Source organism: Cellulomonas algicola, assembly GCF_003851725.1.
GTDB classification, from domain to species: domain Bacteria; phylum Actinomycetota; class Actinomycetes; order Actinomycetales; family Cellulomonadaceae; genus Cellulomonas; species Cellulomonas algicola.
Map to the genome: position 1 here is coordinate 1 of NZ_BHYL01000260.1, position 10,820 is coordinate 10,820.

A 10,820-nucleotide genomic window follows, 5' to 3' on the forward strand; every position below is an offset into this window, starting at 1 on the left:
GACGCGGACATCGCACCGCTGCTCGCGCGCCGCGGCCTGCTCGCGGCCGGCGCCGCCTGACGGCCTCGGCGCGGACCCGGCGGCACCGTCCGCGCGTCGCCGGGTCCGCGTCGGCCTGAGCGTCGGTCGGGCGCGGGTCTCACCAGGCGCGACCCGGCGCGTACGTCCCGAACGACCACTCGCGGCCCCCGACGTCGAGCACGCGCGCCCGTCGGGAGCCCCACGGGGTGTCCTCGGGCGCGATCACGGACGTGCCGCCCGCGGCGACGGCCCGGCGGTGCAGGTCGTCGACGTCCGGCGTGCACAGGTGGACCCCCGACCCGGTCGAGACGCCGACGAGCGGCGGGACGGTGTACGCGGCGTCGTCGCTCGCGACCATGACGACCGCATCGCCGAGGCGCGCCTCGGCGTGCTGCACGCCCCCGTGCTCGTCGTCCTGCCGCGCGGTCACCGCGAAGCCGAGCGCGACGAGCCAGTCGATCGCCGCCGGGGCGTCGGCGTAGCTCAGGTACGCGTGCAGCGACGCGGACGTGTCGTCGGTCACGCGTCCACCGTCGCACCGCGCGCGTGCGGCGCCACGGGGCGGTGTCCGGTCCGTGGGCAGGTCGGCCCGGCAGGGTCGGTGTCCGACCCGGCCGGGTACGGTGGCCGCATGCCCGACACGACCTCCGACCACGCCCGCACGCCCGCGTCCGTCCCGGACGCCCAGGACGAGGTCGTCGGGATCTGCCGCGACCTCATCCGGTTCGACACGTCGAACTACGGCGACGGGAGCGGACCGGGGGAGCGCGCCGCGGCCGAGCACGTCGTCGACCTGCTGGCCGAGGTCGGGCTGGAGCCCGAGCTGTTCGAGAGCGCGCCGGGCCGCGCGAACGTCGTCGTCCGGCTCGAGGGCGAGGACTCCTCCCGCCCCGCGCTGGTGCTGCACGGCCACCTCGACGTCGTGCCGGCGCGGGCCGCCGACTGGACCGTCGACCCGTTCGAGGCCGTCGAGGTCGACGGTCTCGTCTGGGGACGCGGCGCGGTCGACATGAAGGACATGGACGCGATGATCCTCGCGACCGTCCGGCAGATGGTCCGCGAGGGCCGCCGCCCGGCGCGGGACGTCGTGGTCGCGATGTTCGCCGACGAGGAGGCCGGCGGTACCTACGGCGCGCGCTGGGCCGTCGACCACCGGCCGGAGCTCTTCGCGGGCGCGACCGAGGCGATCAGCGAGGTCGGCGGGTTCTCCGTCGACGTCGACGGCCGCCGCGCGTACCTGCTGCAGACGGCCGAGAAGGGTCTGTCGTGGCTGCGGCTCGTCGCCGACGGGCGCGCGGGGCACGGCAGCCAGGTCAACGCCGACAACGCGGTCACGCACCTCGCCGAGGCGGTCGCCCGCATCGGTCGCCACCCGTGGCCGCTGCAGCCGACGCCGACCGTCCGCGCGCTGCTCGAAGGCGTCGCCGACCTCACCGGCCTGCCGTTCGACCCGGAGGACCCCGAGGGCGTCGACCGTCTCGTGGCCGCCCTGGGCCCCGCGTCGCGGTTCGTCGGCGCGACGCTGCGCCACACGACCAACCCGACGCAGCTCGAGGCCGGCTACAAGGCGAACGTCATCCCGGGCCGTGCCGAGGCGACGATCGACGGCCGCTTCCTGCCGGGCTTCGAGGACGAGTTCGTCGCGACCGTCACCGAGCTCGCGGGCGAGCACGTGCAGATCGAGCGGATCCACCACGACACCGCGCTCGAGGTCCCGTTCTCGGGCGACCTCGTCGACGCGATGGTCGACGCGCTGCTCGCGGAGGACCCGGGCGCGACCGTCCTGCCGTACACGCTGTCGGGCGGCACCGACAACAAGTCGCTGTCCCGGCTCGGCATCACGGGGTACGGGTTCGCGCCGCTGCGGCTGCCTGCCGACCTCGACTTCTCGGGCATGTTCCACGGCGTCGACGAGCGGGTCCCGGTGGACGCGCTGCGGTTCGGCACGCGCGTGCTCGACCGCCTGCTGCGCACCTGCTGACCGTCCCCGCCGCCTGCCTGCTGACCGGCCCGGCTGACGGCGCCGTCTCGTGCGACGGGCGGTCCCGGGGGGCGGCTCAGTCCTCGTAGCCCGTGAGGGTGCTGCGGACGCGGATGATCTTGCGGCGCAGCCACACGCGCCGCTCGCCGCCCGCGTAGAGGACCGTGCGGGCGAGCTCCCAGCGGCCGTACTCGGCCTGCTCGGTGAGCAGGCGACGTGCGTCGTTCCGGCTGGTCGTGCGCGGAAGGGTGAGGACCCGGTACTCGTACTGGCCGCCCTGGGCGACCCATGCGTCACGCTTCGTCCCGGTGCGCCCGACTGCCATCCGCCACCCCGTCTCGCCCGCTGGTGGGTCGCGCCCCGCGACCTCGTGCCGAAAGACCCTACGCGGTGCCATTGTGCCCCGCGCGGCGCTACGGTCGTCGCATGACCGTCGACCCGCGTGCCGCGCTGGACCGCCTGATCGCAGCCCTCGAGGCCCACTACAACGCCGTCGTCGCCCGCAAGGGCGAGGACGACCCGGCGGTCGACGACGCGTACGACGTCCTGGCGGACGCCTTCGAGGTCTACGACGACGCGCTCGGCACGGTCCACGGCGAGGCCACCCCGTTCTACCTCGCCGAGGAGGAGGACGAGGACGAGGACGACGAGGACGACGAGTGGTCGGGCGACGAGGACGACGACTACGACGCGGACGACCTCGCGGACGAGCCGACGGGCCTCGGCACCCGCTGACGCGCGGCACCCCGCGGGCACCGCGGGCACGGGCGGCACGTCCCACCACCCGGGAGAGGTCCCGGGCTCGGCGCCCGGTCAGAAGCGCTCGGGGTAGCCGACCTCGGGCGCGCTCACCTCGTCGAGCGCCCGGCGCAGCTCCTCGGGCAGCTCGAGGTCCAGCGCACCGAGCGACGCGCGCAGCTGCGCGGCCGTGCGTGCCCCGACGACGGCCGAGCTGACGCCCGGACGACCCGTGAGCCACGCGAGCGCGACCTCGAGCGGGAGCCGCTCCAGCCCCGACGCCGCGGTCGCGACGGCCTCGACCACCGCGGCCGACTCGCGCGACAGGTACGGCTCGACGAACCCCGCGAGGTGCGGTGACGCGGCGCGCGAGTCCGCGGGGATCGTGCGCCGGTACTTGCCGGTGAGCACGCCGCGCCCGAGCGGTGACCACGCGATCACCCCGAGCCCGAGCGCCGCGGCGGCGGGCACGACCTCGCGCTCGACGCCGCGCTGGAGCAGCGAGTACTCGACCTCGACCGCGGCCAGGCCGGGGTCGCGCTCGAGCAGCGACGCCAGGCGTGCGACCTGCCACCCCGCGTGGTTCGCGAGCCCGACGTAGCGGGCCCGCCCGCTGCTCACCGCGAGGCGCAGCGCGGTCGCGGTCTCGTCGAGGGGCGTGCGCGGGTCCGGCGTCTGCACGAGCCACAGGTCGACGTGGTCGGTGCGCAGGCGCCGCAGCGACGCGTCGAGCGAGTCGAGCAGCCCGCCGCGGGACGCGTCGACGACACCGCCCGCCGACGTGCGGCGCACGCCCGCCTTGGTGCACAGCACGACGTCCTCACGCGGGACGACGTCGCCCAGCAGGGTTCCGATGAGCTCCTCGGCGCCGCCGTCCGCGTAGGACGCGGACGTGTCCACGAGCGTCCCGCCCGCGTCGACGAAGTCGCGCAGCTGCTCCGACGCCTCGTGCTCGTCCGTGTCGCGGCTCCACGTCATCGTGCCGAGACCGAGCCGGGAGACCCGCAGGCCGGTGCGGCCGAGGTGGAGCTGTTCCATGGTGCGTCACCCTAACGTCGGGCACGTGCCCGGCGGGGGAGGCTCCGCGGCTATCGTTGCGCCTCGTGGCTGACGCGATGGGTGCAGGTGAGGCGATCTTCCTCGGGCTGGTCCAGGGTCTGACGGAGTTCCTGCCGGTGTCGTCGAGCGCGCACCTGCGGATCGTCGGGGACCTGCTCGGCAGCGGTGACCCGGGCGCCACGTTCACGGCCATCACGCAGCTCGGCACCGAGTCCGCGGTGCTGCTGTACTTCCGCCGCGACATCGCCCGGATCTGCTCCGCGTGGTGGCGGCACGTGCGCGGCGACCGCGGCACCGACCTGCGCGCCCGGATGGGCATGCCGGTGGGGGAGAAGGCCGACCACGACGCGCTGATGGCGTGGTTCATCGCGCTCGGGTCCGTCCCCATCGTGATCCTCGGGCTGCTCTTCCAGGACCCGATCGAGCACGCCTTCCGGAACCTCTGGCTCATCGTCCTCACGCTCGCCGGGTTCGCCCTCGTGCTCGGCTGGGCGGACCGGCGCGGTGCGCACCGGCGCACCCTCGACGAGCTCACGCCGCGCGACGCCGTGAAGTTCGGCCTCTGGCAGGCGCTCGCGCTCGTCCCCGGCGTCTCGCGCTCGGGCGGCACGATCACCGGTGGCCTGCTCATGGGCTACACGCGCGAGGCCGCCGCCCGGTACTCGTTCCTGCTGGCCATCCCCGCGGTCTTCGGCTCCGGGCTGTACCAGCTCGCGAAGGCGGTCGGCGGGGACGCGTCGCCGGGGACCGCGGGCGCCGGCGCGACGCTGCTCGCGACGCTCGTCGCGTTCGTCGTCGGGTACCTCGTCATCATCGTGTTCCTCAAGATCGTCTCGACCTTCAGCTACACGCCGTTCGTGGTCTACCGGCTCGGGCTCGCCGCGCTCGTCGCGCTGCTGCTGCTCACCGGCGTGCTCGACCCGATGCCCGCCGTCACGCCCTGACCGGTCCGCACAGGCCGCGCCGCCGGACGCGTCGACCGAGCCCGCTCAGAGCCACCCGGAGCGCCGGAACAACCGGTGCAACCACCAGCAGACCGCACCCATGCCGAGCAGCGCCACGGGGTAGCCGTACGTCCACGACAGCTCGGGCATGTGGTGGAAGTTCATGCCGTAGATGCCCGCGACCAGCGTCGGCACCGCGGCGATCGCCGCCCACGCCGAGATCTTGCGCATGTCCTCGTTCTGCTGCACCGACACGCGCGACAGGTGTGCCGAGAGCATGTCGCCCAGCAGCCGGTCGTGACCGTCGAGGTGGTCGTCCACGCGGTCGGCGGTCGACTGCACGCGCCGCAGCCAGTGCTGGGTCCGGCTCCCGTCCGGGCTGTCCGCGGCGTCCGCGACGAGCTCCGGGAGCACCGACGCGACGGGACCGAGCGCGCGCCGCGCCTCCGCGATCTCCCGCTTGAGGTCGTAGATCCGCTGGACCGGGTCCCCGGACGGGACGGCCGCGAACACCTCCGACTCCGTCGCGACGACCGCGTCGCCGAGCTCGACCTCGACGTCACCCGCGGTCGCCACCAGCGCCAGCAGCGCGGCGGCGAGCACCTGCAGCACGCCCTCGTCGGGCACGCGCGGCCCGTTCACCAGCCGCGCGGCGGTGCGACCCATGACGTCCGCCCGCCCGCTCTCCGCCGTGAGGACCACCGACGCACCCACCACGAGGACGAGCGCACCCGTGCTGACCTGCCGCGTCGCCTCGTCGTACGACAGCGTCGGGGCCGTGACGACGAGCGTGCCGTCCGTCGTCCGGTCGACGTGGGCGCGCACCGGGTGGTCCGCGGACGCCGCGCGACGGTCCGGCACCTTGAGCCGCAGGACCGCGCAGGCGTCGGCGCCCAGGCCGTGCCGCTCCGCCTCCCGCGGCAGGTCCGCGAGGTCGTGCACGACCACCCACGTCGAGCCGTCGTCGAGCGTGCGCACGTCGGGCACCGGGTCCGTGCCGGGGGTCGCGCCGGCGAGGTCGTCCACGGCTGCATTGTGGTCCTCCGCCCGGTGCGGTGCGCCCCGACGGTTAGGCTGCCGCCCGTGCTCACCTGGCCGGCCCCGCAGATCCCACGGCTCCCCGGACGGGGCGGGCCCGTCGTCGTGCGCGACTCGTCGACCGGCGAGCGCGTCGTCGCCGCACCCGGCCCGACCGCCACGCTCTACGTGTGCGGCATCACCCCGTACGACGCGACCCACCTCGGCCACGCCGCGACCTACGTCGCGTTCGACGTGCTCGGTCGTGCGTGGCGCGACGCGGGGCAGGACGTGCGCTACGCGTCGAACGTCACCGACGTCGACGACCCGCTGCTCGAGCGTGCGACCGCCACGGACGTGCACTGGCGTGAGCTCGCCGACGAGCAGATCGCGCTCTACGCCGAGGACATGACCGCGCTCGGCGTCGTGCCGCCCGACGCCTGGACCGGCGTCGTCGAGTCCATCCCCGCGGTCGTCGACGCGGTGACCCTCCTCGTCGAGCGCGGTGCGGCCTACACGGTCCCGACGCCCGACGCGGTCGACGGCGGTGCGGGCGACGTCTACGCCGACCTCTCCGCCGACGGCGCGTTCGGCACCGTCGCCGCGCTGGGTCTCGACGAGATGCTCGCGCTGTCCGCCGAGCGCGGCGGCGACCCGGAGCGCGCGGGCAAGCGCGACCCCCTCGACCCGCTGCTGTGGCGCCGCGAGCGGCCCGGCGAGCCCGCGTGGGACGGCGGCACGCTCGGCCGCGGGCGGCCCGGCTGGCACATCGAGTGCGCCGTCATCGCGCGCGACTCGCTCGGCCTGCCGTTCGACGTCGAGGGCGGCGGCTCCGACCTGCGCTTCCCGCACCACGAGATGAGCACCTCGCACGCCCGGCTCCTCGACGCCGGCCACGGCGCACGCGTGCACGTGCACACCGGCATGGTCGGGCTCGACGGCGAGAAGATGAGCAAGTCCCGCGGCAACCTCGTGCTGGTCTCCGCGCTGCGCGCCGCGGGCGTCGACCCGATGGCCGTGCGCCTCGCGATCCTCGCGCACCGGTACTCCGACGACTGGGACTGGACCGACGCGGGCCTCGTCGAGGCGCAGGAGCGTCTCGCGCGCTGGCGGCGCGCCCTGTCCGGCAACGGCGGCCCCGACGCGGCGTCCACCATCGCGGGCCTGCGCGCCGCGGTCGCCGACGACCTCGACACCCCGCAGGCGCTCGCGGTCGTCGACGCGTGGGTCAAGACCGCCCTGCACGGCGACCACGAGCCCGTCGAGGGTGCGCCCGGGCTCGTCGCCCGCGCGGTCGACGCGCTGCTGGGCGTCCGGCTCTGACTCGCACGTCCCGGCGTCCCGTCGTGCGGGCGGTCCCGCGGCTCAGCCCGCGCTGACGGTGTCGCGACGCGGCCCGGTCCGGCCCGTCAGCCGCCCGTGCCCTTGTCGCGCCGACGCAGGTAGCGCTCGAACTCGCGCGCGATCGCCTCGCCGCTCGCCTCGGGCAGGTCGGCCGTGTCCTTGGCCTCCTCGAGCTGCCGGACGTACTCGCCGATCTCGTTGTCCTCGCCCGCGAGCTCGTCGACGCCGTCCTGCCACGCCGCCGCGTCGTCGGGCAGCTCGCCCAGCGGCACGGGCTCGCCGACGAGCTGCTCGATGCGGTGCAGGATCGCGAGCGTCGCCTTGGGCGACGGCGGGTGCGCGACGTAGTGGGGGACGGCCGCCCACAGCGACAGCGCCTGCATGCCGCGGGCCGCGGCCTCGTGCTGGAGCACGCCGACGATGCCCGTCGGGCCCTCGTAGGTGTTCGGCTCGAGGCCCACGGCGTCCCGCAGGTCCGCGTCCTCGCTGGTCGCGTTCACGGGGATGGGTCGCGTGTGTGGCACGTCCGCGAGCAGCGCCCCGACGGTCACGACCGTCCTCACACCGAGACCCGCCGCGATGTCGAGCAGCTCGGCGCAGTAGCGCCGCCAGCGCATCGACGGCTCGATGCCGTGCACCAGCACGACGCGACGGCCGCTGCGCGGGGTCTCGACGACGGCGACCGACGTCGTCGGCCAGGTGATCTCGCGCCGCCCGTGCGGGCCGACGCCCACGACGGGACGGTTGACCTGGAAGTCGTGGTACTCCTCGGGGTCGAGCTCGTCGACCTGCTCCGCGCCCCACGCCTCGTGCAGGTGCTGCAGCGCGTGGGTGGCCGCCGAGCCCGCGTCGTTCCAGCCCTCGAACGCGGCGAGCATGACGGGCTCGTCGTCCGGGAGGTCCGCGGGTGCGTGCTCACTCATCTGCTCAGCCTAGGACGCGTGATCCCCACCACCCCGACGGGACGCGCGGCGGAACGTGCCGCGGGCGGTCCGTAGCATGGAGGACGTGCCCCTCACCTCCGGACCCTCCCGCACCCTGCCCGCCGCCGTCCTGTGGGACATGGACGGCACGCTCATCGACACCGAGCCCTACTGGATCGGTGCCGAGACCGAGCTCGTCGAGGCGCACGGCGGTGTGTGGACGCACGAGGACGGCGCCGCGATGGTCGGCAACCCGATGTCGGCTGCCGTCGTCGCGCTGCAGGCACGCGGTGTCGACCTGACCGCGGACGAGATCGCGGACTTCCTGAACGGCCGCGTCCGCGCGGGTGTCGCGGCGGAGGTGCCGTGGCAGCCGGGTGCGCTCGAGATCCTGCGGGCGCTGCACGGCGCCGGGGTTCCGATGGCGCTCGTCACGTCGTCGTTCCGCGTGCTCGCGGAGCCGTTCGCGGAGACGGTGGGGTTGTTCGACGTGGTCGTCTCGGCCGACGACGTCTCGCGGCCCAAGCCCGACCCCGAGCCGTACCTGCTCGCCGCGCGCCTGCTCGGCGTCCCGGTCGCGCGGTGCGTCGCGGTCGAGGACTCGCACTCGGGCGTCGCGTCGGCCGTCGCGTCGGGCGCCCGCGTCATCGGCGTCGAGGTCATGCAGGAGCTCGCCGACCGGCCGGGGCTGAGCCGGGTCGGCTCGCTCGCGGACCTCACGCTCGACGACCTCGCGCGCATCGCGGACGGCGACGTGCTCGACCTGCGCCCCGCCGGCTGACTCCTGCGCGGGACCGCCCGGAGCGGCGGCCGGGGCGCGACGTCCGGGGTGCGGCTGTCGGTGACCCGGCCCCTCGCGGTCAGGCCACGGGCGCGGGTGCGGGGGGAGCGACGCCGATCGACCGCTCGACCGCGCCCTCCGGGACGGGCGGGACGGTGCCGCCGAACGCCGGGCAGTGCGCCTTGAACGAGCACCAGTCGCACAGCCGTGAGGTGCGCGGACGCCAGTCGCCGCTGCGGGCCGCGTCCTCGATGCCGCCCCAGATCGACCGCACGCGCGCCTCGAGCGTGTGCATCTCGGGCTCGGTCGGCTCGTGCTTGAGGACCGTGCCGTCGCCCAGGTACTCGAGCTGCAGCAGCTTCGGCAGCACGCCGCGCGAGCGCCAGATGACGTACGCGTAGAACCGCATCTGGAACAGCGCGCCGCCCTCGAACCCTGGCCGCGGCGACTTCCCCGTCTTGTAGTCGACGACGCGCACCCACCCGTTCGGCGCGACGTCGACGCGGTCGACGATCCCGCGCAGCTGCGGGCCGTCCTCGAGCTCGACGCTCACCATGAGCTCGCGCTCCCGGGGCTGCAGGCGCGTGGGGTCCTCGAGCGAGAAGTAGGTCGTGAGCAGGCCGTCGACCGAGGCGAGCCATGCGTCGAGCGCCGCGTCGTCCGCGAACAGCGTCGCGACGTCGGGCGCGTCCTCGCGCAGCTGCGCCCACCGTGCGGGGACGAGGCCGCGCGCCGCGTCGATCGTGCGCTCCGCCGCGGGCAGGTCGAAGAGGTGCTCGAGGACCGCGTGCACGAGCGTCCCTCGCGCCGCGGCCGCGCTCGGCGGCTCGGGCAGCCGGTCGACGACCCGGAACCGGAACAGCAGCGGGCACTGCAGGAAGTCGTTCGCGCGCGACGGGGACAGACCCGGCCGCGACGGCGGCCGCACGCGCACCGCCTGCTCGACCGACTGCTCGACCAGCTCCTCGACGACCTCGTCCCGGTCGACCGCCACCACGTCCTGCGCACTCACGTCACCGAGCCTAGGCCGCGCCACCGACGCTCCCGACCCACCGCGCCGCGCGCCGCGCGCCCGCGGGACCGACGGCACGGGTGACGTGCAGGGGACGCCCAGGGGTCCCGCATAGGCTGGCCCGGTGAGCGACCCCCGACCTGCCGCGCCGCGCACCTCCGGCTGGGTGATCGGCCGCGTCGCCGGCGCACCGATCGTCCTCGCGCCCAGCTGGCTGATCGCCGCGGTCGTCCTCACGTTCCTGTTCGCGCCGACCGTGCGCTCGTGGTCGCCCGACCTCGGCGGGCGCGTGTACGTCGTCGCAGGCGTCTTCGTCGTGCTGCTCTTCGCGTCGGTGCTCGTGCACGAGCTCGCGCACGGCCTCGTCGCCCGCGCACGTGGCCAGCAGCCCCGGGAGTTCGTCCTCACGCTGTGGGGCGGGCACACGACGTTCGGCGTCGCCGCCCCGACGCCGGGCACCAACGCGCTCGTCGCGCTCGCGGGCCCGGTCGCGAACCTCGTCCTCGCGGGGGCGTTCCTCGGCGCGGCGAACGCCGTCGGCACGCGGCAGCTGCTCGGGCTGCTGCTGTTCGCCGGGGCGTTCTCCAACGGGTTCGTCGGGCTGTTCAACCTCCTGCCGGGCCTGCCGCTCGACGGCGGCGCGATCCTGCAGTCCGCGGTGTGGGCGGCGACGCGCAGCCGGCACACGGGGACCGTCGTCGCGGCGTGGTGCGGCCGGGTCGTCGCGGTCGGCGTCTTCGCGTGGGCGTTCGTCTTCCCGTTCGTGCAGGGCGGCCAGCCCGACCTCACCGACGCCGTCTGGGGTGCGCTCATCGGCGCGTTCCTCTGGACGGGCGCGTCGGGTGCGATGCGCGGTGCGCGCGCGCAGCACGCGGTCGAGCAGCTGTCGCTCGCCTCGGTGGGCCGTCCGGCGGCGGTCGTCGGGCACGCCGACTCGGTCGCGCGCGCGGCGGCGGCCGCCGCGGCCGCCGGTGCGAGCGAGGTGGTCGTCGTGTCGCCC

General features: G+C 75.3%; 12 protein-coding genes. 6 read left to right on the top strand and 6 right to left on the bottom strand.

Annotated features, from left to right (window positions below):
• Window positions 1–139 precede the first annotated feature (139 nt).
• Window positions 140–544 (bottom strand): VOC family protein, encoded by a 405-nt coding sequence (locus tag CTKZ_RS15650; protein ID WP_200829776.1) that lies wholly within the window; start codon window positions 542–544, stop codon window positions 140–142.
• Window positions 545–652: 108 nt separating this feature from the next.
• Between CTKZ_RS15650 and CTKZ_RS15655 the strand changes: the two genes are divergently transcribed.
• Entirely contained in the window at window positions 653–2,002 is a 1,350-nt protein-coding gene (locus CTKZ_RS15655) for a M20/M25/M40 family metallo-hydrolase (RefSeq protein WP_124343815.1), read from the top strand.
• Window positions 2,003–2,078: 76 nt separating this feature from the next.
• Here the strand turns inward: CTKZ_RS15655 and CTKZ_RS15660 are convergent, their stop codons facing one another.
• Window positions 2,079–2,327, bottom strand: a complete 249-nt coding sequence (locus tag CTKZ_RS15660; RefSeq protein WP_124343816.1) for a DUF5703 family protein — start codon at window positions 2,325–2,327, stop codon at window positions 2,079–2,081.
• A gap of 101 nt (window positions 2,328–2,428) precedes the next feature.
• Between CTKZ_RS15660 and CTKZ_RS15665 the strand changes: the two genes are divergently transcribed.
• The gene (locus tag CTKZ_RS15665; RefSeq protein ID WP_124343817.1) at window positions 2,429–2,737 is read left to right on the top strand and encodes a primosomal protein; all 309 of its coding nucleotides are present in this window, start codon (window positions 2,429–2,431) and stop codon (window positions 2,735–2,737) included.
• 78 nt (window positions 2,738–2,815) lie between these two features.
• Here CTKZ_RS15665 and CTKZ_RS15670 read toward each other — a convergent pair whose 3' ends face one another.
• Window positions 2,816–3,778: an aldo/keto reductase gene (locus CTKZ_RS15670; protein ID WP_124343818.1), complete on the bottom strand. Its 963-nt coding sequence runs from the start codon at window positions 3,776–3,778 to the stop codon at window positions 2,816–2,818.
• Between the two features lie 77 nt (window positions 3,779–3,855).
• Here CTKZ_RS15670 and CTKZ_RS15675 point away from each other — a divergent pair, with 77 nt between their 5' ends.
• Window positions 3,856–4,743 carry an undecaprenyl-diphosphate phosphatase gene (locus CTKZ_RS15675; RefSeq protein WP_124343823.1) on the top strand — a complete coding sequence of 296 codons (888 nt, stop codon included), beginning with the start codon at window positions 3,856–3,858 and terminating at the stop codon, window positions 4,741–4,743.
• A 45-nt stretch (window positions 4,744–4,788) separates the two neighbouring features.
• Here the strand turns inward: CTKZ_RS15675 and CTKZ_RS15680 are convergent, their stop codons facing one another.
• Window positions 4,789–5,769, bottom strand: coding sequence for a magnesium and cobalt transport protein CorA (locus CTKZ_RS15680; protein WP_235843512.1), 981 nt, complete (start codon window positions 5,767–5,769; stop codon window positions 4,789–4,791).
• Window positions 5,770–5,826: 57 nt separating this feature from the next.
• Between CTKZ_RS15680 and mshC the strand changes: the two genes are divergently transcribed.
• Window positions 5,827–7,083 (top strand): cysteine--1-D-myo-inosityl 2-amino-2-deoxy-alpha-D-glucopyranoside ligase, encoded by a 1,257-nt coding sequence (gene mshC / locus CTKZ_RS15685; RefSeq protein ID WP_124343819.1) that lies wholly within the window; start codon window positions 5,827–5,829, stop codon window positions 7,081–7,083.
• Between the two features lie 86 nt (window positions 7,084–7,169).
• Here mshC and CTKZ_RS15690 read toward each other — a convergent pair whose 3' ends face one another.
• A complete protein-coding gene (locus tag CTKZ_RS15690; protein WP_124343820.1) occupies window positions 7,170–8,027 on the bottom strand; it encodes a PAC2 family protein in 858 nt (285 codons plus the stop codon).
• A 76-nt stretch (window positions 8,028–8,103) separates the two neighbouring features.
• On the opposite strand from CTKZ_RS15690, the gene CTKZ_RS15695 reads away from it, so the two are divergent.
• Window positions 8,104–8,808 carry an HAD family hydrolase gene (locus CTKZ_RS15695; RefSeq protein WP_371852382.1) on the top strand — a complete coding sequence of 235 codons (705 nt, stop codon included), beginning with the start codon at window positions 8,104–8,106 and terminating at the stop codon, window positions 8,806–8,808.
• 79 nt (window positions 8,809–8,887) lie between these two features.
• Here the strand turns inward: CTKZ_RS15695 and CTKZ_RS15700 are convergent, their stop codons facing one another.
• Window positions 8,888–9,769: a RecB family exonuclease gene (locus CTKZ_RS15700; protein WP_235843513.1), complete on the bottom strand. Its 882-nt coding sequence runs from the start codon at window positions 9,767–9,769 to the stop codon at window positions 8,888–8,890.
• A gap of 175 nt (window positions 9,770–9,944) precedes the next feature.
• Here CTKZ_RS15700 and CTKZ_RS15705 point away from each other — a divergent pair.
• The coding region (locus tag CTKZ_RS15705) for a site-2 protease family protein (protein WP_124343821.1) at window positions 9,945–10,820 on the top strand (876 nt) is incomplete at its 3' end.

Excerpts from the sequence above, each read along its gene's own strand:
- CTKZ_RS15655 (WP_124343815.1), top strand. The coding sequence starts at position 653 with ATGCCCGACACGACCTCCGACCACGCCCGCACGCCCGCGTCCGTCCCG.
- CTKZ_RS15660 (WP_124343816.1), bottom strand. The coding sequence starts at position 2,327 with ATGGCAGTCGGGCGCACCGGGACGAAGCGTGACGCATGGGTCGCCCAG.
- CTKZ_RS15665 (WP_124343817.1), top strand. The coding sequence starts at position 2,429 with ATGACCGTCGACCCGCGTGCCGCGCTGGACCGCCTGATCGCAGCCCTC.
- CTKZ_RS15670 (WP_124343818.1), bottom strand. The coding sequence starts at position 3,778 with ATGGAACAGCTCCACCTCGGCCGCACCGGCCTGCGGGTCTCCCGGCTC.
- CTKZ_RS15675 (WP_124343823.1), top strand. The coding sequence starts at position 3,856 with ATGGGTGCAGGTGAGGCGATCTTCCTCGGGCTGGTCCAGGGTCTGACG.
- CTKZ_RS15690 (WP_124343820.1), bottom strand. The coding sequence starts at position 8,027 with ATGAGTGAGCACGCACCCGCGGACCTCCCGGACGACGAGCCCGTCATG.
- CTKZ_RS15695 (WP_371852382.1), top strand. The coding sequence starts at position 8,104 with ATGGAGGACGTGCCCCTCACCTCCGGACCCTCCCGCACCCTGCCCGCC.